This is a genomic window from Dietzia sp. SL131 (genome assembly GCF_026672565.1).
GTDB classification, from domain to species: domain Bacteria; phylum Actinomycetota; class Actinomycetes; order Mycobacteriales; family Mycobacteriaceae; genus Dietzia; species Dietzia kunjamensis.
This window is the reverse complement of sequence record NZ_JAPPRI010000003.1, coordinates 3,198,021-3,216,502: the sequence shown is the minus strand read 5'-3', so window position 1 is coordinate 3,216,502 and position 18,482 is coordinate 3,198,021. Positions and strand designations below refer to the sequence as shown.

General features: G+C 71.0%; 19 protein-coding genes. 9 read left to right on the top strand and 10 right to left on the bottom strand.

Annotated features, from left to right (window positions below; translation table 11 throughout):
• Positions 1 to 267: 267 nt before the first annotated feature.
• Positions 268 to 600: a putative quinol monooxygenase gene (locus OVA21_RS16055; protein ID WP_069389324.1), complete on the bottom strand. Its 333-nt coding sequence runs from the start codon at positions 598 to 600 to the stop codon at positions 268 to 270.
• 225 nt (positions 601 to 825) lie between these two features.
• On the opposite strand from OVA21_RS16055, the gene OVA21_RS16050 reads away from it, so the two are divergent.
• The 9 genes from OVA21_RS16050 to OVA21_RS16010 all read left to right on the top strand — a co-directional run bounded on the left by OVA21_RS16050 (position 826) and on the right by OVA21_RS16010 (position 11,966).
• Positions 826 to 2,151 carry an NUDIX hydrolase gene (locus OVA21_RS16050; RefSeq protein ID WP_268092840.1) on the top strand — a complete coding sequence of 442 codons (1,326 nt, stop codon included), beginning with the start codon at positions 826 to 828 and terminating at the stop codon, positions 2,149 to 2,151.
• A complete protein-coding gene (locus OVA21_RS16045) occupies positions 2,148 to 4,436 on the top strand; it encodes a hypothetical protein (protein WP_268092839.1) in 2,289 nt (762 codons plus the stop codon). The genes OVA21_RS16050 and OVA21_RS16045 overlap by 4 nt, the downstream gene beginning before the upstream one ends.
• Entirely contained in the window at positions 4,403 to 4,795 is a 393-nt protein-coding gene (locus OVA21_RS16040) for a hypothetical protein (protein WP_268092838.1), read from the top strand. Before OVA21_RS16045 ends, OVA21_RS16040 begins: the two co-directional genes overlap by 34 nt.
• Positions 4,792 to 6,663, top strand: a complete 1,872-nt coding sequence (locus tag OVA21_RS16035; protein ID WP_268092837.1) for a lipid II flippase MurJ — start codon at positions 4,792 to 4,794, stop codon at positions 6,661 to 6,663. The genes OVA21_RS16040 and OVA21_RS16035 overlap by 4 nt, the downstream gene beginning before the upstream one ends.
• Before the next feature lie 89 nt (positions 6,664 to 6,752).
• Positions 6,753 to 8,417 carry a protein kinase family protein gene (locus OVA21_RS16030; protein ID WP_268092836.1) on the top strand — a complete coding sequence of 555 codons (1,665 nt, stop codon included), beginning with the start codon at positions 6,753 to 6,755 and terminating at the stop codon, positions 8,415 to 8,417.
• Between the two features lie 42 nt (positions 8,418 to 8,459).
• Positions 8,460 to 9,131, top strand: a complete 672-nt coding sequence (gene sigM, locus OVA21_RS16025; protein WP_442778939.1) for an RNA polymerase sigma factor SigM — start codon at positions 8,460 to 8,462, stop codon at positions 9,129 to 9,131.
• A 138-nt stretch (positions 9,132 to 9,269) separates the two neighbouring features.
• Positions 9,270 to 10,202, top strand: a complete 933-nt coding sequence (trxB, locus tag OVA21_RS16020) for a thioredoxin-disulfide reductase (protein WP_069389400.1) — start codon at positions 9,270 to 9,272, stop codon at positions 10,200 to 10,202.
• 59 nt (positions 10,203 to 10,261) lie between these two features.
• The gene (gene trxA / locus OVA21_RS16015) at positions 10,262 to 10,606 is read left to right on the top strand and encodes a thioredoxin (RefSeq protein ID WP_268092835.1); all 345 of its coding nucleotides are present in this window, start codon (positions 10,262 to 10,264) and stop codon (positions 10,604 to 10,606) included.
• A gap of 169 nt (positions 10,607 to 10,775) precedes the next feature.
• Complete coding sequence (locus OVA21_RS16010; protein ID WP_120285658.1) at positions 10,776 to 11,966, top strand: N-acetylmuramoyl-L-alanine amidase; 1,191 nt, start codon at positions 10,776 to 10,778, stop codon at positions 11,964 to 11,966.
• A gap of 58 nt (positions 11,967 to 12,024) precedes the next feature.
• Here OVA21_RS16010 and OVA21_RS16005 read toward each other — a convergent pair whose 3' ends face one another.
• From OVA21_RS16005 to rpmH, 9 genes are all read right to left on the bottom strand, one after another.
• The gene (locus OVA21_RS16005) at positions 12,025 to 12,693 is read right to left on the bottom strand and encodes a hypothetical protein (RefSeq protein ID WP_067720183.1); all 669 of its coding nucleotides are present in this window, start codon (positions 12,691 to 12,693) and stop codon (positions 12,025 to 12,027) included.
• A complete protein-coding gene (locus tag OVA21_RS16000) occupies positions 12,690 to 13,808 on the bottom strand; it encodes a ParB/RepB/Spo0J family partition protein (protein ID WP_268092834.1) in 1,119 nt (372 codons plus the stop codon). The genes OVA21_RS16005 and OVA21_RS16000 overlap by 4 nt, the downstream gene beginning before the upstream one ends.
• Positions 13,808 to 14,785, bottom strand: a complete 978-nt coding sequence (locus tag OVA21_RS15995) for a ParA family protein (RefSeq protein WP_268092833.1) — start codon at positions 14,783 to 14,785, stop codon at positions 13,808 to 13,810. The genes OVA21_RS16000 and OVA21_RS15995 overlap by 1 nt, the downstream gene beginning before the upstream one ends.
• 66 nt (positions 14,786 to 14,851) lie before the next feature.
• On the bottom strand, positions 14,852 to 15,634 hold the full coding sequence (gene rsmG, locus OVA21_RS15990; protein ID WP_268092832.1) for a 16S rRNA (guanine(527)-N(7))-methyltransferase RsmG: 783 nt from the start codon (positions 15,632 to 15,634) through the stop codon (positions 14,852 to 14,854).
• Between the two features lie 141 nt (positions 15,635 to 15,775).
• A complete protein-coding gene (locus tag OVA21_RS15985) occupies positions 15,776 to 16,264 on the bottom strand; it encodes a Jag family protein (RefSeq protein ID WP_163376706.1) in 489 nt (162 codons plus the stop codon).
• A 129-nt stretch (positions 16,265 to 16,393) separates the two neighbouring features.
• Complete coding sequence (gene yidC, locus OVA21_RS15980; RefSeq protein ID WP_268092831.1) at positions 16,394 to 17,584, bottom strand: membrane protein insertase YidC; 1,191 nt, start codon at positions 17,582 to 17,584, stop codon at positions 16,394 to 16,396.
• Positions 17,585 to 17,601: 17 nt separating this feature from the next.
• A complete protein-coding gene (gene yidD, locus OVA21_RS15975) occupies positions 17,602 to 17,853 on the bottom strand; it encodes a membrane protein insertion efficiency factor YidD (RefSeq protein ID WP_268093174.1) in 252 nt (83 codons plus the stop codon).
• Positions 17,854 to 17,894: 41 nt separating this feature from the next.
• Positions 17,895 to 18,257 carry a ribonuclease P protein component gene (rnpA, locus tag OVA21_RS15970; RefSeq protein WP_268092830.1) on the bottom strand — a complete coding sequence of 121 codons (363 nt, stop codon included), beginning with the start codon at positions 18,255 to 18,257 and terminating at the stop codon, positions 17,895 to 17,897.
• A gap of 18 nt (positions 18,258 to 18,275) precedes the next feature.
• Complete coding sequence (rpmH, locus tag OVA21_RS15965; RefSeq protein ID WP_007629603.1) at positions 18,276 to 18,419, bottom strand: 50S ribosomal protein L34; 144 nt, start codon at positions 18,417 to 18,419, stop codon at positions 18,276 to 18,278.
• Positions 18,420 to 18,482: the final 63 nt, after the last annotated feature.

The following is an 18,482-nucleotide window of genomic DNA, read 5'->3' as shown; positions in this document are numbered from 1 at the left end:
GCTGTCGGCGGCACTGCGGTCGGGGGTCGGTCTGCGGGCTGTCACGGGCCCGACTTTACCGAGTGGACCCGACAATCCCTGACCCGCGCGCTCGGGGCCGGGCGGGATCAGCCCCGGGTACGCCGCCACGCCGACCGCCGCTGCCGGAATGTACGTCGATCACCGGGTCGTGCTGCGGGAACGGACCATTCGGGGCGCGCAAGTCGACCAGGCAGCGCATCCGAGCCGGATCCGGGCCGGATGCCCTGCCGGAATGCCCGGCGGGACTCACTCGCCGGGCGCGACCGCTTTCGACCACAGCGGGTCCACGGCCTCGACCTCGGGCGGCCCGCTCAGCAGCGGGCTCGACTCCGCCAGATACCGCAGGTAGGCGGGGTTGCCGAGGAACTCCTGGGCGGCCGCGGCGTCCCGGTAGTGCTGGAACACCACCATCACGTCCGGGTCCACGTGGGATGCGCACAATACATAGGCCCGGTGCCCGGCGTTGGCCTGCACGGCCTCGGGCATGTGCCGGCGCCACACCTCGATCAACTGGTCACGACGGCCCGGCTTGGCCCGGTGTCGGAGGACCAGGGCGTGGGCGGACGGGCCAGAGCTCATACTGCGGACTCTAGCCGCGCCCGCCGCCGCGGGACCGTCCCCGGCCGGCACGGCCCCGAGGCCCTGACCGCTGGGACGGCAAGGTACGTGAGTGACGGGAGTGCCTCGTCGTCGTCGTCGTGACTTCCCACGCCTGCCACCCTCGCGCCCGGGCACCCGCACGCGGCCGGGCCGCGGCGCGCCGTGGATTCCGGTCCACTCACCCCCGGCCGGTAGCATCGATGGGTGTCCGAAGCCGATCGTCCCGCCGAACCGCGCGCCAACGCGCCGCGGCGTCGTCGTGCGCGTCGGCCCGCCGGGCCCGGCGCCGCGGGGCGCGACGCCGCAGGTCAGAAGCGGGACAGCGCTGCCGCGAAGGGGTCCGACGGCCAGCGCGGCGCGCAGGGTGACAAGCAGAAACCGACGCCCCGGGACGCCGGGGGCGGCGGTCAGAAGCCAGGTCAGAAGCCGGGTCAGAAGTCCGGCCAGCGGGGCCAGTCCGGGCCCACCGGCTCCACCGGTCCCTCCGGCGACGGTCAGTCCCGGCAGGGGCGGCGTCGCCGCCGCGGCGGACGCGGTCGGCGGGGCGGCCGGGGACAGGGCCGCGCACCCGAGAACCAGAACCAGCCGTCGAGCCCCGACGCCACCCACACGGTGAAGACCGGCGACGGCACCGCCGGCGCCACCTCCCGCCAGGCCCCCCGTCACCCGCGTCAGCCCGGCCGGTCCAAGTCGGGCGGCGGTGGCCAGGCGAGCTCCACCAACACCACCCGCACGTCCGCGCCCGCGAAGGCCGGCGGCGGCACCGGGTCCAAGACCGGATCCAAGGCCGGTGGCAAGGGCGGGTCCAAGGCCACGGCCAAGACCACCAAGCCCGGCACCCACCAGGGCGGCAAGGCCGGAGCCAAGAACGCCCGCGGCGGTCGCGGGGGCGCGCGGCATCCCCGCGGTGGCCAGCGCCTCAAGACGGTGCTGGAGACCTCGGCCGGCGGCCTGGTGGTCCGGAACCTCGCGCAGGCGGGGGAGGGGCCCGAGCCCGACCTGTCCCGGCTGGAGGTCGCCCTCATCGGTCGGCTGGACCGCCGAGGCCGCATGCTGTGGTCCATGCCGAAGGGGCACATCGAGCCGGGGGAGACCGTCGCGGAGACGGCCCGGCGCGAGGTACTCGAGGAGACCGGTGTCGACGGCACCGTCCTGGCTCCGCTCGGCACCATCGACTACTGGTTCGTCGCCGAGGGCCGGCGCATCCACAAGACCGTCCACCACCACCTCGTCCGCTACGACCACGGCGAGTTGTGCGACGAGGACCCGGAGATCACCGAGGTCGCCTGGTTCGCGTTCGACGACCTGCCCCGGCGCCTCGCGTACCCGGACGAGCGGCGACTGGTCGAGTCCGCCCGCACCCTGCTCCCGGACTTCGCGCGCGCCGAACTGGCCGGCGACAATCCCCCGCCCGCCGACGCGCAGATGGTGGACCCGTCCCGCCGGGCGGACGGCCCCGAGCCGGTCCGCCGCACCGGGGCGCACGGCGTCACCCCTCGCGACCACGCGCCGGAGGAGTCCGGGCCGTGACCGGGCGGCCGGTTGGGCGCGCAGTCCGGGCGGTCGTCCCGACGGCACTGTGTGCGGCGCTGGCCCTCGGCCCGCTGTGGGGTGTCCAGCCGGCCGGGGCCATCACCCCCGCGGAGGCCGCGGCGGCCGGGTACATCCCCAATCCGGCGCCGACACTGGCCCGGATCACCATCGACGAGATCTCCCCGACCGTCCTCGACGGGGCGGGTGGGCCGGGCGGGGCGGGTGGCGGGGGCCGGGTCGCGGTCGGCACCGAGTCCGGGGTCCCCGTTGTCACGGTGTCCGGCACCATCACCAACGTCGACGACATCCCCCTCGAGTCGGTCGACGTCCGACTCCAGCGCGGGCCCCGCGCCGCCGACGCGGAGGCGGTGCGCGAACCGCTGGTGTGGTCCGAGCCGTCGTTCGCGGTCCGCGGCGAGTTCCTGCGGGTGGCCGAGACCGTGGCGCCGGGGCAGTCCGTGCCGTACCGCGTGTCCATGCCGGCCCGGGAGATCCCCGGCGACCCGGCCCCTGACCTGCAGCTGACCGAACCCGGCATCTATCCGCTCCTCGTCAACGTCAACGGCACCCCGGAGGGCGGGTCGCCCGCGCGACTCGACGACGCCCGCACCCAGTTGCCCGTGCTCGAGGCGCCGCGACCGGCGGCGCTACCGGGGGTCGACGACGACGACGAGGTGGTCGCACCCGGGCCGGCGGACGGGCGGGGCCCGGCGCCGGTCCCGCTGACCATGATGTGGCCGCTGGCGGCGGCACCCACGCGGATCGCGACGGTGCCCGGAGCGGAGGGCCCGGACCCGGTGGTCGCGTTGACCGACGACTCGCTCCTGCGCGAGCTGTCCGAGGGCGGTCGGCTCACCGGGCTGGTCCGGGCGGCCGACGACGCGTTCGACGGGCCCGGCGGGCAGGACCTGCGACAGGCGGTGTGCCTGGGCGTGGACCCGGAGCTGCTGGGGACCGTGTCCGAGATCGCCGACGGCCGCGCCGTGCTCATCGGGAACGGCAGCGGCGACGACGACGGGGGTTCCTCCGGGCGGAACCGGGGCGGCCGGGGGGACCCGGAGCGGTCCGCCCCCGCCGATCCCGGGGCGGTGGAAGCGGACGCCGAACGCTGGCTGGATGAGCTGCGGGCGTTGGCCGAGGGCACCTGCGTGGTGACGCTGCCGGCCGCCCAGGCCGGCCTTGAGATGGTCGGCGCGGTGGGGTCCACCGAGCTCACCCGGGCCGCGCTGGACGGCGACGATTCCGTGGAGCGGATCCTCGGGGTGCCCCCGATCCCCGACGTGCTGGTCCCCGCGTCCGGGACCCTGCTGCCCGGCACCGCCGAGGCGCTGGGGGAGCCCGGCGCCACCGCCGTGGTGGCGGCCCCGTCGACGCGGACCGACACCGGTCTCGTCCCGCCCCCCGGGATGGTGGGGCTGGCCGGGACCGACGGTGGACGGGCACTGACGTATTCGGCGCCGATCGGGGCGGCCCTCGCCGCGACCGGGTCCGCGCCGGAGAACCCGCGCTATTCCGACCACGACACCCGGTACTGGCTGACCGCCGACTCCGCGGCGGCCCGCCTCCAGGACGCGAGGGCCGCGCTCCTCGCGCCGGTCGTGGACGCCATCGACGCCGGGCCCGCCCCCATCGCCCCGCTCGAGGCCGCCGGCGCGGCCGGCGCGGCCGGCGCGGCCGGCGCCGGGCCTTCCGCGGGCACCGGTCCCGCTGCCGACACCGACCCCTCGGGCCCGTCCGACGGTCAGGGGCTCCTGGCCGTGCCGCCGCAGGTGTGGAGCGTCGACGGCGAGGCCGCCGGCTCGCTGCTGGAGACCCTCGGCGCCCAACTGGCGGCGGGGAGGATGCGCGCGGTGCCGCTCACCGAGCGCCTGGCCGGACCGGTCACCGTCCCGGACGGATCCCTGGCGGACGACCCCACGGGCGCCGTCGACCCGGGGGCCGTGGACCTGGCCGGGGTGGACCGTCGCGTCTCCGACGCCCTGCGGGGGATCGGCACGCTGCGGTCACTGGTCGACGCCGCCGATCCCACCTCCGCGGACGCCGAGGGCCACCTCGACCCGATGATGACCGAAGCCCTCCGGGCCCTGTCGGAGACCGGCCGGCGGGCGGGGGAGACGGCACGTCACCCGGGTCCGGTACCGGGGCGGACGCCCGCGCCGCCACCGCCGAGCGCCTCGACCGCCTCGAGCAGACGGTCTCCCGCTCGCTCGGCAGGGTGGACCTGCTGCCGCCCGGCAGCGTGTTCACCATGGCCAGCCCCAACAGCCCACTGCTGCTGGTGACCCGGAACGCGTTGCCGTTCCCGGTGCGCGTCGGCGTCACCGTCACCGCGCCGGACGACATCACGGTGGAGCCGGTGGGGGTCGTCCAGATCCCGGCCTCGGGGTCGCGGACCCTGCAGGTGCCCACCCAGTCCGATGCCGAGGGCGGCGTACGCCACACCGTGGCGTTCGTCCTCGAGGGTCCCGACGGGCGCCCGCTGTCGGAGCCGGTGGAGCTGTCCGTCCAGACCGGTGGCTACCCGGTCGCCCAGGCGTTCGCGTTGGCCGCGGCCGCCCTCGCCCTCGTCCTCGGGGGCCGGCGGTACCTGCGCTACCGTCGGGGCATCCTCGACCCCGCGGACGAAGGGCACCGACCGTGAACGACGAGCAGGGGTCCCCCGGACCCGAACTGCGCAGACCGGATCCCGGCCTCCGCGGCCGACGCCGTGAGGCGGGCAGTTGCGTGCTGCCGGGCCCGGCCTCCCCGCCGCCGGTCGCCGACTCGTTCATCCCGGACGCCGCGCCCGCGCCGTCGATCGAGCGGCCGATCGCGCGGCCGATCGCCCCGACCCCGGAGCGGTCCGCAGCGGGCCCGGCGACGCCCGGCGGGGGGACCGGGGCACGGAACCGCGACTCCTCCGACGCGTCGGTGATGCGCTCGACGGGATCGATGGCCGTGGCCAACCTCGCGAGCCGCATCACCGGGTTCGTCCGGATGATCCTCATCCTCACCGTGCTCGGCCCCGCCGTGGCGTCGGCCTTCAACACCGCCAACACGCTGCCCAACATGATCACCGAGCTCGTCCTGGGTTCGGTGCTCACCGCGATGTTCATGCCGCTGCTGGCCAAGGCCGCGCAGGAGGACGAGGACGGGGGCGTGTCCTTCATCCGTCGCCTGCTCACCGTGACCTCGGTCCTGGCACTGGGGGCGACCGTCGTGGCGGTGGCGTGCGCGCCGCTGCTCACCGAGCTCAACCTGGGCGACGGCGAGGTCAACACGAACCTGGCCACCGCTTTCGCGTTCCTGCTGCTGCCGCAGATCTTCTTCTACGGCGTGTTCTCGGTGATGCTCGCGATCCTCAACTACAACGGTGTCTTCCGTCCCGGGGCGTGGGCGCCGGTGTGGAACAACCTGGTGGCCATAGCGACACTGGTGCTGTTCGCGGTGGTCGGCAGCGGCATCGACCCGGCCGCGCCGGTCAACCTGCTCAGCGCGCCCATCCTGCTGCTGGGCCTGGGCACCACCCTGGGCGTGGTGCTGCAGGCGGCGGTGCTGGTGCCGGCCCTGCGCCGCGCGGGCGTGGACCTGCGCCCCCAGTGGGGTCTGGACCCCCGCATCAAGCAGTTCGGCGGGCACGCCCTGGCCGGTGTGACCTACGTACTCATCTCGCAGGTCGGTCTGGTCATGACCAACCGCATCGGGTCGGCGGCGGACGAGGCCGCCATCGCCATCTACCAGACCTACTGGCTCCTGCTGCAGGTCCCGTACGGGATCATCGGCGTCACCCTGCTCACCGCCATCAACCCCCGCCTGGCGGACAACGGGGTGGCCGGCCGCAACGACGCGGTGGTGCGGGACATCTCGCTGGGGACGCGGCTGTCGCTGTTCGGGCTGCTGCCGATCATCGCGTTCATGACCGCGTTCGGCCCGACGATCGCCACCGGCCTGTTCCGCTACGGGAACTTCGACGCCGAGAGCGCCCAGGTGCTCGGCCTGACCCTGACCTTCGGCGCTTTCACGCTGGTGCCCTACGCCGTGGTCCTGCTGCAGCAGCGGGTGTTCTACGCCCGCGAGGACTACTGGACGCCGACGGCGATGATCCTCGCGATCACGGTCGTCCGCGTGATCCTGTCGCTCCTCGTCCCCGTAGTCGCCGACCAGCGGTCCCACGTGGTGATCGGCCTGGCCCTGGCCAACGGCATCGGCTGGGTCGTCGGCGCCGTCGCCGGGTTCATCCTGCTGCGGTCGAAACTGGGGTCCCTGCGTGGTCGCGAGACCCTCCGGTCGGCCTCGTGGACCCTCGGCGCGTCGATCGCCGGTGCCCTGGTCGCGCTCGCCGTGGACACGATCCTGCCGATGGACGCCCTCACCGACGCCGTCGGAAGCATCGGGTTCGTCCTGCGTGCCGGTGTCGCCGCCGTCATCACCCTCGCGGTGACCGGTCTGATCCTGTCGCGGTCCCGGTTGCCCGAACTCGACTCGATCACCCCCGTTCTCCGCGGACTCGTGGGACGTCTGAGGAGATAGTCGAATCCACGCGGGGCCGGTACGTACACTCAGGGATCACGAGCGGCGCCTCCTGACGGGCTGCCGCACCAGGCGAGGAGGGTCAACGGGTGGGTGAACAGACTGGAGCCCCGGCACCGGACACCGCCTCGTCGCCACCTCGTCTGACCGTCGGAGGCCTGGTCTCCGGCGGCAGGTACGAACTCCTCGAACCCTGCGGTGGTGTCGCCGGCCAGTCCTTCTGGAAGGCCCGCGACCGGCGCCTGGGGAGGTTCGTCGCCCTGACCTTCGTCGACCCGCTCCCCGGCGAGCAGCCCCCGGGTTCCGCGACGGGGGTGCTCGACCGTACCGTCGCCCTCACCACGGTCTACGCGGACGGGTTGGCGCGCGTTCTCGACGTCATCCGCGGCCGCGCGGGCGGCATCGTGGTCTCGGAGTGGATCCCCGGACGCAGTCTCGCCGCGGCCGTGGCCGAGCCGGACCCCGACTCCGCCGTGGGCGCGGTGTGGGGTCTGGCGGACGCCGCGACCCGTGCCGAGGAGGTGGGCCTGACCCTGGGCCTCGACTCACCCGACCGGATCCGACTCACCGAGGACGGGCGCGCCGTCCTGGCCTTCCCCGGGGTCCGCGACGGGGCCGACGCCCGGTCCGACGTGCGGGGCCTGGGCGCTACCCTCTATGCGCTGCTCACCGGAGCGTGGCCGCTCCCGCTGCCCGAGGGTTCCGATCTGTACGAACCGACCGACGGTCGGCCCGGTCCCGCCCGGAGGGACGACGACGACGAGGTCCTCGACCCCACGGTGGCCGGTACCGGGGTGGCGCCGGAATCCGCGGTGCTGGCCATGCGGTCTCTCGACGGGTCGTCGGTCAGCTCGGCGGCCACCGTGAGGGCGATGGTCACCGATCGCGTCGGCGGGCCGCGGCGCGCCGCCCCCGGGGCCTCTTCCCGGGTCGCCTACCCGGCGGACGCCGCGGCGACGGGATGGACGTCGGGGGAGTGGTCGTCGGCGGAGTGGTCCTCGGCGGAGGCGGGTCCCGAACCCGCGCCGTACAGCGAGCCGGACCCGGAGGTCCAGAAGCGCCGCTGGCAGATCATGGCCGGGACCGGCGCGGCCGCGGTCGTGGTGATCGCCCTGTTGTTCACGTGGATGCTCGGGGGGTTCGGCGGCACCCGCAACGACACCCCGCTCTCACAGCAGCTCGACGCCATCGAACGGGCCGCCCAGGCCAGTCGCGCCTCCCAGACCGCCGAGCCCGCGGCCGATGACCCCGCCGCAGGCGACACCGGGGACGAGGCGGAGGAGGCCACCCCGACCACCCCGGTCTCCGTGTCGACCGTCACCACCTGGCAGCCCTCGTCCTCGAACGGCGTCGCGGAGAACTCGGCGGATGCCCCCAACGTGGTCGACGGTGACCGGTCCACCTCGTGGTCCAGTGATGCCTACCGGTCCCAGATCGGCGACGGCCCGTCGGCCTACAAGCCGGGTATCGGGTTGATGCTCGCACTGGACGGTGAGCAGGAGGTCCGCCGGGTGGTGCTCCGCTCGGGGGACGACGGCGTGCGCTTCGAGGTCCGGTCCGCGCCCGGTGCCTCTCCGGCGTCACTCGACGAGACCACCCGTCTCGGAGCGGGCACCGTCCGCGACGGGTCGGCCACCGTGACGATCGATGACCCGCGGGAGTCCGGGTACGTCCTGGTGTGGATCACCCGACTGGGTACCTCCGGTGCCCAGTCCTACGAGGCCACGATCAGCGAGGTCGAGCTGACCCGCTGACGGGCCGGGAGACGTCCCCACGGGGGGCCCGACCGGGTTACGGTGACGGTCGTGAACACCGGTACCGCCGTCCCGACCGCGGCGGGTTCCCCTGCCCCGCCCGCAGGTGCGGAATCCCCGCTCGGCGCCCAGTCCGCTCCCAGGGCCCAGTCCGTACTGACAGCCGAGTCGCCGCTGTCCGACGCCGAACTGTTGGACGCGCACGTCGCCGGCGACCCCGACGCCTTCTCCGCCCTCGTCCGGCGGCACTACGACTACCTCTGGCGGTTGGCCATCCGCACGTCGTTCAACCGCGACGACGCCGCCGAGGCCCTGCAGGAGGCTCTCGTCTCGGCGTACCGGAAGGCGGACACCTTCCGGCACGCCTGTCCGGTGCAGGGGTGGCTCTACCGCATCGTGGTCAACGCCTGCCTGGACAAGATGCGGGCGCAGCGCCTGCGCACCCACACCCAGCTCACCCCGTCGCTGCACGAACAGGTCACGCTGCGGGACCACTTCCACCAGGACCCGGCGTACGCGATCATCGTGGCCGAGGCGTTGGCGGAACTGCCCGGCGATCAGCGGGACGCCGTCGTCGTCGTCGACATGCTGCGGTGCACCGTCGCCGAGGCGAGCCACCTGCTCAACATCCCCCCGGGCACCGTGAAGAGCCGGTGCTCCCGCGGCCGCGCGAAGCTCGCCGCACTGCTCGAGGGGGTCACCCTCACGGTGTGAGGGTGTTCCTCCCGTCACCCGGTGGGCGGTCGCGGGAACAAGGCAGCCCCCCGGGGTGTTGTGGCCTCTAGAAGACCCGGCACCTGATGCCGGTTCCGACTCACGAGCCACCAACCGCCCGAGGAGCCCCGAGAACTCATGAGCGACACCGTCCACGACGTCATCATCGTCGGATCCGGCCCGGCCGGGTACACCGCCGCCATCTACTCCGCGCGGGCCGAGCTGAAGCCGGTCGTCTTCGAGGGGTCCCAGTTCGGTGGCGCGCTCATGACCACGACCGAGGTCGAGAACTTCCCCGGCTTCGCCGAGGGCATGATGGGTCCCGATCTCATGATGCAGATGCGTGAGCAGGCCGAGCGGTTCGGCGCCGACCTCCGGATGGAGGACGTGACGTCCATGGACCTCGCCGGGGACATCAAGACCGTCCGGGTCGGCGAGGAGGAGCACCGCGCCCGCGCCGTGATCCTCGCGATGGGTGCCGCGGCACGCTACCTCGGGGTCCCGGGGGAGCAGGAGTTCCTCGGCCGCGGTGTGAGCTCGTGCGCCACGTGTGACGGATTCTTCTTCCGCGACAAGCCGATCGTCGTGGTCGGCGGCGGCGACTCCGCCATGGAGGAGGCCACCTTCCTCACCAAGTTCGGTTCCTCCGTGACGATCGTGCACCGCCGTGAGGAGTTCCGCGCCTCCAAGATCATGCTCGAGCGGGCACGGGAGAACGAGAAGATCTCGTTCGTCCTCAACACGGCCGTGGACGAGGTGCTGGCCGGCGCGACCGGTTCGGTCGAGAAGCTCCGTCTCCGCGACACCGTCACCGGTGAGACCAGTGAGCTCGAGACCGCCGCCATGTTCGTCGCGATCGGCCACGATCCCCGTTCCGAGCTGGCCCGCGACCAGGTCGAGGTCGACGAGGACGGCTACGTCCTCACCGGTCAGACCACCGCCACCTCCCTCCCCGGGGTGTTCGCCTGTGGCGACCTCGTCGACAAGCGCTACCGCCAGGCCATCACCGCCGCCGGTTCGGGATGCGCCGCCTCGATCGACGCCGAGCGCTGGCTCGCCGAGCAGGCCTGAGCCCGACACCGGGCCCGGAACAACCGGGCCCCCTCCACCCACCCGAAAGGACCACCGTCATGGCCGACACCCCCAACATCATCGACGTCACCGAGGCCGACTTCGCTGACTCCGTGCTCACCGCCAGCGGCTCCAAGCCCGTTCTCGTGGACTTCTGGGCCACGTGGTGCCGCCCGTGCACCATGATGGCGCCGGTCCTCGACGAGCTCGCGGGCTCGGAGGCGGACAGGCTGACCGTCGCCAAGGTCGACGTCGAGGCCAACCAGGAACTCGCCGCCGAGTACCAGATCACCGCGATCCCCGCGATGCTGTTGTTCTCGGAGGGACAGCCGGTCAAGCGCATCACGGGCGCCAAGTCCAAGTCGGCGCTCCGAGCCGAGCTGGGCGACGTTCTCGGCGCCTGACACACACGCCGGCGGCACCGGGTCGCTACCCTGTGTCGCTACCCTGTGTCGCTACGCTGTGGCGCTCCCCCGTGGCGTTCCCCCACCGCCCGGCGCGGACGGGGCATGTCCGCGTGTGAGGCGGTAAGTTCATCCGGGTACCCAACACTAGGAGAGCGGGAGGAGACCCATGGCGTGGAGGCGTGGTGACCGTGGGCCCGAGGTGGCCGCCATCCGGGCCACCCTCGCGGGCATGGGTCTGCTGCACAACATCGAGTCGGTCGGGGTCACCGAGCCCGAGACCGGGTCAGTGCTCGCGCGTACCGACGCCGTCTTCGACGCCGACCTGGAGAAGGCCGTTCTGGCCTTTCAGCAGGCGCGTGCGCTGATCTCCGACGGAATCGTGGGTCCGGCCACCCAGGCCGCGCTCCACGACGCCAGCCACGTGCTGGGGACCCGGGACCTGAGCTATATCGTCTCCAGGCCGATGGCGGGGGACGATATCGCCCAACTGCAGCGACGACTCGGCGAGCTCGGGTTCTACGCCGGCCTGGTGGACGGGACCTTCGGCCCCCTCACGCACGCGGCCGTCACCGACTTCCAGCGCGACTGCGCGCTCCCCGCGGACGGTGTGGTCGGTGCCGAGACCCTGGACACCCTGAGCCGCTTCTCGACCCTGTTCAAGGGCGGGGACGTCGCCTCCCTCGTCGAGAAGGAGCGGGCCCGCACCTCCGGTCCCATGCTCGCCGGTAAACGGATCGTCCTCGATCCCGGCCCCAGTGGGTCCGAGAACCCGATCCGGATCGACACCCCCTACGGGACCATCACCGACGCGGAACTGCTCTGGGACATCACCCGGCGGCTCTCCGAGCGGATGAACCAGGCCGGCGTTGAGGTCTTCCTCTCCCGGCCCGAGGCGATGATCCCGACCGATCCCGAGCGAGCCGAGATAGCAAATGCGTTCAATGCCGATCTCATCATCTCGCTCCGCCTGGACCGCCACCCGAATCCAGTGGGCAACGGGGTCGCGACGTTCTACTTCGGTAACTCGCTCGGCGCGGAGTCCATGCTCGGTGAGGCCCTGTCCGGCTTCATCCAGCGGGAGATCGTCAGCCGCACCACTCTTCGCGACTGCCGGACCCATGGCCGGAGCTGGCCGTTGCTGCGAATGACCCGCATGCCGTCCGTGCAGATCTACCTGGGCTACGCGTACAACCCGCAGGATCTCGAGATTCTCGGCGATCGTGCCGCCCAGGACACCATCATCGACTCGATCCTCGTGGGCGTGAAACGTCTGTACCTCCTCGACGAGGACGATCATCCCACCGGGTCGATGTCCGTCGACGCCCTCATCGACTACGAGCAGCGCCAGCGCGACTGATCGCGGCTCCGGCCACCCCGGGGGAGTCGGGGTCCGGGGTGTCGTGAGTCCCGGGGTGTCAGAGCCCCCGGGCGACGGCGCTCGCCGACGCGCCCGACAGCACCCCGAGTCGCCGGGTGGCGAATCCGTGTTCGGCGAAGAGCTGATCGAGGGCGCGCTCCACGTCCGCCTTCCACAAGTGCTCGCTCTCGATATCGAGCCGGAGGCGGGGATGGGTCTCGTGGGGTGCCACCACCGTGAAACCGTGCTCGACGAGAAAGCTCATCCCCGGCACGCACGAGTCCGCGCCGCACCCGTCACGTGACGTAACATGCCCGGGGTCCTCGGACGTGACCCCGAAGGCCTCGATGGCCTTGATTCCGCGGCTTCGGACATTGACGACGACGGCGTCGAGCAACGCGGTCAGTACCCCTGCCGGTGCGCCGTGCTCGACACTCATGCCGGCGAGCAGCACAGCGTCAGCGCCGACGGGTGAGGTCGGGAAGCACGTCGCCCGCGGCACCATCCCCGGGGGGGCGTAGAAGGCGGCAGCCGTCGATCGGTCCCCGTAGGTGGCGAGCTGGCCGCAGACACCCCATTCCAGGGATACGTGTGAGATCCACGCTTCCTTCTCGAACTCCGGATCTCCCGGGGACTGCTCACCGTCGGTTTGCCAATAGACGCAACGCCGGGCGCGAGGACCCAGCTGGTCCACCGCCGACAGGTCCAGCGGGCGGAGGGAGATCATCGCGGCGCTGCGGTCGACCCGCCCTCGAGAAGTGCGAGTACCCGGGCCAGATCATCGGTGTCGCCGACGTCGATGGTGATACGTCCCTTGCGGCGCCCCATCGTGACCGACACGGAGGTCTCGAAGCGGTCTGACAGCCGACCCGCCACCGCCTCCAGCTCCGGGTTGCGCTGGCGTCCGCGGGGCGGGGGTTTGGGCTTGTCCGTGGTGTCCCCGGGATCGCGGTTGGCGAGGGTGACGAGCTCCTCGGTCGCCCGCACCGACAGGCCCTCGGCGACGATCCGGGCGGCGAGCTCGTCCTGTGCCGGCGCCCCCGCCTCGAGGCCCAGGAGTGCGCGCGCATGTCCCGCTGACAGGACACCAGCCGCGACCCGCCGCTGTACGGCGGTCGGCAGCTGGAGCAGGCGGATGCTGTTGGTGATCGCGGGGCGGGATCGGCCGATGCGGGTCGCGAGTTCTGACTGGGTCACGTCGAACTCTTCCAGCAGCTGCTGGTAGGCGGCGGCTTCTTCGAGAGGGTTGAGCTGTACCCGGTGGATGTTCTCGAGCAGAGCGTCCCGCAGCAGATCCTCGTCGTCGGTCTGCCGAACGATCGCCGGAATCGTCTCGAGCTTCGCGCGCTGGCTCGCCCGCCAGCGTCGCTCACCCATGATGAGCTGATAGCGCCCACCGGACATCTCACGGACGACGATGGGCTGGAGGAGTCCGAATTCCTTGACGGAATGAGCGAGTTCGGCCAACGCCTCCTCATCGAAGTGGGTGCGGGGCTGCTTCGGGTTGGGGTCGATCTCGGCCGGGGAGATCTCGCGGTAGACGGCGCCGGGGTCCACCAACTCTGTTGTTTCACGTGAAACGGGTGAACCATCCTCGGCGTGCGAGCCGGTCTCGACCGCGGGGGCCGTCGATGACGGGGTACCGGTGAGCCCCGTATCCGCCGGACCCCGATTCCCGGCGCCGGACGAGCGCGGACGTGGGGGAGTGGTACGCGGACCGCCCCCACGCGGCCCCAGAATCAGGTCAGCGGCATCGTTACCGAGCCGAGGCCCTTCGTCGGGGCCGGTGGGGATGAGGGCCGCGAGACCCCGCCCGAGACCACCCTTACGCTGCTGGCTCATCAGTTCTCCTCCGGGCGATCGACGCCCTCGACTTCACTCGCGGTGGGCGTGGATACGAGGTCTCCCGGACCGGCCGGCCCTCCCCGTGCATTGATCTCGCGGGCGGCGTCCAGGTAGGCCAGCGCCCCGCGCGACCCGGCGTCGTACTGGAGGATGGTCATCCCGTACCCCGGTGCCTCGGACACCTTGACGCTTCGCGGGATCACCGTCCGCAACACGGTGTCACCGAAGTGCTTCCGCACCTCACCGGCGACCTGCTCGGCGAGCTTGGTGCGCCCGTCGTACATCGTCAGCATGATGGTCGAGATCTCCAGATCCGTATTCAGATGCTGCTGGATGAGTTCGACGTTGCGCAGGAGTTGGCCCACACCCTCGAGGGCGTAGTACTCGCACTGGATCGGTATCAGCACCTCACGCGCCGCCACCATCGCGTTGACTGTGAGCAACCCGAGGGACGGCGGGCAGTCGAGGAACACGTAGTCGATACCGAGGGATTGCAGGTCCTCCGGGAGGAGAACCTCTGCCAGACGTCGTTCCCGCTGGGGGAGCCCGACCAGTTCGATTTCCGACCCCGCGAGATCGATGGTCGCCGGAACACAGAACAGGCGCTCGGCATGAGGGCTCTTCTGCATGAGTTCGTCGACCGAGGCCTCCCACATCAGCAGGTCGTAGCTCGACGGTGTGCCCTCGCGGTGATCGACACCCAGCGCCGTGCTCGCATTGCCCTGCGGATCCATATCGATCACGAGCACCCCGAGCCCACCCAGCGCCAGAGCAGCGGCAAGATTGACTGTAGACGTGGTCTTGCCGACTCCACCCTTCTGGTTGGCGATCGTGATGATCCGCGGAGAATCGGGGCGGGGGAGTGCCGGGGCATCCCCGTGGAGCACCTCGTTCGCCTGCCGCGCGGCCGCGAAGATCGGCGGTCTCGTCGTAGGACATCCGTCACCTTTCGAGTTCCATCGTGAGCACGGCACGAGCTACCGCCGTCTCGATGCCATTGTTTCACGTGAAACCGACATCGAACGCGTCCCCGTCTGGCCTCAGTGAGACCGGCGCCCGCGTCCGCGGGATCCGGAGCCACGGCCTCCCATCCTAGTCGCCAGGGTGCCGATCACCAGCCTCGTCGGTTCCGCATCCGGAGCCGCGACGGTCTCGACGTGAACCCCGTCGAACCCGAGCCTGCGGAGGGCGGCGCGATCTCGCTCGATCTCCTCGAGCGCCGACTCCCCCTTGAGGGCCACCATACGACCCCCAGCCCTCAGCAACGGGGCCGACCAGCCGGCAAGCTTCGCGAGCGGCGCCACTGCCCGGGATGTCACAACGTCCGAACTTCCAGCCTCGGCGATGACGGTCTTCTCCTCCGCCCGACCCCGAATCACCCGGACATCGATGCCGAGCTCGCTGATGATCTCCTCGAGAAACGTGACCCGGCGGAGAAGTGGCTCGACCAGAGTGATCGTCAGATCAGGACGCGCGAGCGCCAGGGGTATACCAGGGAGGCCTGCGCCGCTCCCGATATCGACGACGGACTCGCCCTCCGCCAACTGCGATTCAGCAGCCGCACTGTTGAGCACGTGCCGATCCCACAGCCGAGGCCGCTCACGCGGACCCATCAGCCCACGCTCGAGCCCGGCCGTCGCGAGGAAGTCGACGTACCGGGACGCGAGACCCAGTCGATCCCCGAACACCTCGGCTGCAGCGGGCGGCGCAGAGGGAAGCTCACCGGAGTCAGATGTCGAGCCCGGCTCGGCCGGCGTCTCACCCGCAGACCTGTTGGCCCCCTCACTGTCACGTGACGCTTCATGGCCCGTGTGTCCGTTCATGGTCTCGCGCTCCTTCTCGCGGCCGCAAAGCCACTGTTTCACGTGAAACACCGCCGGTGAATCACATCGATGTCATTAGATCCTCGGACACAGAGCAGGGGTGCGAGCCAGACGACTCGCACCCCTGCCCCGAACCGCCCGTCACCCGGGCAGGACGACCACCCGGCGGTTGGGCTCGACGCCGGTCGAGTCCGAGGTGACACCCTCGATCTCCGCGATCGCATCGTGGATGATCTTGCGTTCGAACGGCGTCATGGGCTCGAGTTCCTCCGACTCACCTGACTCGAGAACCCGCTGCGCTGCCACGCGACCGGACTCGGTCAGAGCCTCGCGCTTCGCCTCACGCCAGCCGGCGATGTCGAGCATCAACCGACTCCGATCGCCGAGTTCCTGTTGAACCGCGAGACGCGTCAACTCCTGGATAGCGTCCAACACCGACCCGTCCGAGCCGACCAACGTATCCAGGTCGTCGCCACCCACGATGCTCACCACGGCTCGATCACCCTCGACGTCCAGATCGATGTCCCCGTCGAAGTCGAGGATGTCGAGGAACTGCTCGAGATAGTCGCCAGCGACCTCGCCCTCCTCGACCAATCGTTCCTCGGACACCTCGATGTTCCTCTTGGACATGGACCTGCCTCCGTCGTGACCGCCGATCGCCGAACCCCGAGAGTACGACGAATATCTACCCCAAGTATGGGACAAGGTCCCCGACGCCGGAGCATCGGGGACCTTGTCCACTCACGTTTCCCTAGCGGGTCAACGCTTCTTTTTCTTCTTCTTGTTCTTGGGACGCGAACCCGATCCCTTCTGGGCGGGTCTACTGCGCTGCCCGCCGGGAGCCTGAGGCCGTTGACCCGGACGTGGAGCGGATGCCGGAGCGACCGCAGGCCCCGGGTCGGGGTCGATCACCTCGTCGTCGTCCACCGTCGCGGTACCCACCTCCCCGGCCGGATCCGTCACCACGCCCGTTCCCGTCGCGGCAGCGCGGTTCTTCCTGGGCTTGGTGGGCTTCACACCCACCCGCGGAGCGAGCGCCTTCTGCTCCTCACGCCGCAGGAGGGCCGCGGCGTCGTCCTCCTTGGCCATCTTCTCGTACAGGAAGTACTGCTGGCCCAGGGTCCAGAGGTTATTCGTGACCATGTACACGAGAATCGCCATCGGCCAGAAGGCGCCGGTCACGAGGATGCCGATGGGGAAGGCCCACAGCATGAGCTGGTTCATGATCTTGGCCTGCGGGTTCGCCGCGGCCTCAGGCGACTGGCGGGACAGGGAGATCCGCGCGTTGAAGTGAGTCGTGACCGCCGAGACGATCATCAGCGGAATGGCGACGAGAATGATGTTCCACCGGGCGAAGTCGAGCATCGCGCCGGGCTCCACGAAGGCCTGGAACTGGTCGACAGGCTGGGAGATGAAGGACGAGAGCGGAGCGCCGAAAAGTCGGGCGTCGAGGAAGCTCTGCACCTCGTCCGCGTTGAACACGTAGTTGCCCGTGTTGCGCGTCTCCTCGGCGCTCATCCCGAGGGCGCCGAACTGCGAACCCATCCGGTTGAACGACCGCAGCACGTGGAACAGACCCAGGAAGACCGGGATCTGGATCAGCATCGGTAGGCAACCCAGGAGGGGGTTGAAACCCTCCTGCTTCTGCAGCTTGCGCGTCTCCACCGCGAGTTTCTCGCGGTCGTTCTTATACCGCTTCTGCAGCTCCTTCATCTTGGGCTGCATCTCCTGCATCTTGCGCGAGAAGCGGATCTGTTTGGCTGCCGGCCAGAACAGCATCGCACGGAGGGTGAAGACGAGGAAGATCACCGACAGGGCCCAGATGACCCCGTTGGAATCCGGCGCCTCGACCCAGGGGAGCAGACCGCCGAGGAACGCGAAGATCTTGTGCCAGAACCAGAGGATGCCGGAGATCGGGTAGTAGACCAACGGGTTGGTGATGAACGACATGGGTGGTGGAGTCCTAGCTACGTTCGAGAATTGTCGGTGTGCTCGTGGGGCTCGTGGCCCGGTGGATCAGGTGCACGGGGCCGGGGGACCGGATCCCAACCGCCCGGTGTCCACGGCCCACAGCGCAGGAGACGCCACACCGAGAGCCAGGTGCCGTACCAGGATCCGTGGACGCGAACCGCCTCGACGGCGTAACTACTGCACGTGGGTTCGAATCGGCAGCTCGGTGGAGTCCAGGGGGAGATGCCCTTCTGGTAGAAGTCGAGCATCCACAACAGGATCCGCGCGATGGGACCCGGGCGCCCCGTGCTCACGACGAGCCCCTGGCGCGAGCGGCGGCAGCGGCGAGCCCCGCGCGCATATCCCGCACGAGGTCGTCGTGCGACGCACCCGCGGAGGCCGGGTTGGCCCGGATCACCACCATCAGATCGTCGCCAGCCTCGTCCAGCAGGCCGCCCGCGATATGACGAAGCCGTCGGCTGACGCGGTGACGAGTCACCGAGTCCCCGACGGCTTTGCTGACAACCAGCCCGAAACGCGGCCCGCCCACGCGGACATCCGAGGAGTCCACGTGGGCGTGTACGACCATGGTGCGGCGGCCCTTCTTGGCACCCTTGCGCACCACCGTCGCGAAGTCAGCGGAACGGTGGAGCCGGTGCGACCTGGGGAGCACCCGCCACCCCGGCCGGAATCAGGCCGTCAGCGACGCGCGGCCCTTACGCCGGCGGGCGCCGACGATGCCGCGACCGGCGCGGGTGCGCATGCGCAGACGGAAGCCGTGCACCTTGGCACGACGACGGTTGTTCGGCTGGAAGGTCCGCTTGCCCTTGGCCATGGTTGGCTCCTCACGTGAAGTCGGCGCCGTGTCCAGCGCCCGATCGAGTTCGAGACGTCGTCG

Excerpts from the sequence above, each read along its gene's own strand:
- OVA21_RS16055 (WP_069389324.1), bottom strand. The coding sequence starts at position 600 with ATGAGCTCTGGCCCGTCCGCCCACGCCCTGGTCCTCCGACACCGGGCC.
- OVA21_RS16040 (WP_268092838.1), top strand. The coding sequence starts at position 4,403 with ATGGCCAGCCCCAACAGCCCACTGCTGCTGGTGACCCGGAACGCGTTG.
- trxB (WP_069389400.1), top strand. The coding sequence starts at position 9,270 with ATGAGCGACACCGTCCACGACGTCATCATCGTCGGATCCGGCCCGGCC.
- trxA (WP_268092835.1), top strand. The coding sequence starts at position 10,262 with ATGGCCGACACCCCCAACATCATCGACGTCACCGAGGCCGACTTCGCT.
- OVA21_RS16010 (WP_120285658.1), top strand. The coding sequence starts at position 10,776 with ATGGCGTGGAGGCGTGGTGACCGTGGGCCCGAGGTGGCCGCCATCCGG.
- OVA21_RS16005 (WP_067720183.1), bottom strand. The coding sequence starts at position 12,693 with ATGATCTCCCTCCGCCCGCTGGACCTGTCGGCGGTGGACCAGCTGGGT.
- OVA21_RS16000 (WP_268092834.1), bottom strand. The coding sequence starts at position 13,808 with ATGAGCCAGCAGCGTAAGGGTGGTCTCGGGCGGGGTCTCGCGGCCCTC.
- rsmG (WP_268092832.1), bottom strand. The coding sequence starts at position 15,634 with ATGAACGGACACACGGGCCATGAAGCGTCACGTGACAGTGAGGGGGCC.
- OVA21_RS15985 (WP_163376706.1), bottom strand. The coding sequence starts at position 16,264 with ATGTCCAAGAGGAACATCGAGGTGTCCGAGGAACGATTGGTCGAGGAG.
- yidC (WP_268092831.1), bottom strand. The coding sequence starts at position 17,584 with ATGTCGTTCATCACCAACCCGTTGGTCTACTACCCGATCTCCGGCATC.
- yidD (WP_268093174.1), bottom strand. The coding sequence starts at position 17,853 with ATGCTCGACTTCTACCAGAAGGGCATCTCCCCCTGGACTCCACCGAGC.
- rpmH (WP_007629603.1), bottom strand. The coding sequence starts at position 18,419 with ATGGCCAAGGGCAAGCGGACCTTCCAGCCGAACAACCGTCGTCGTGCC.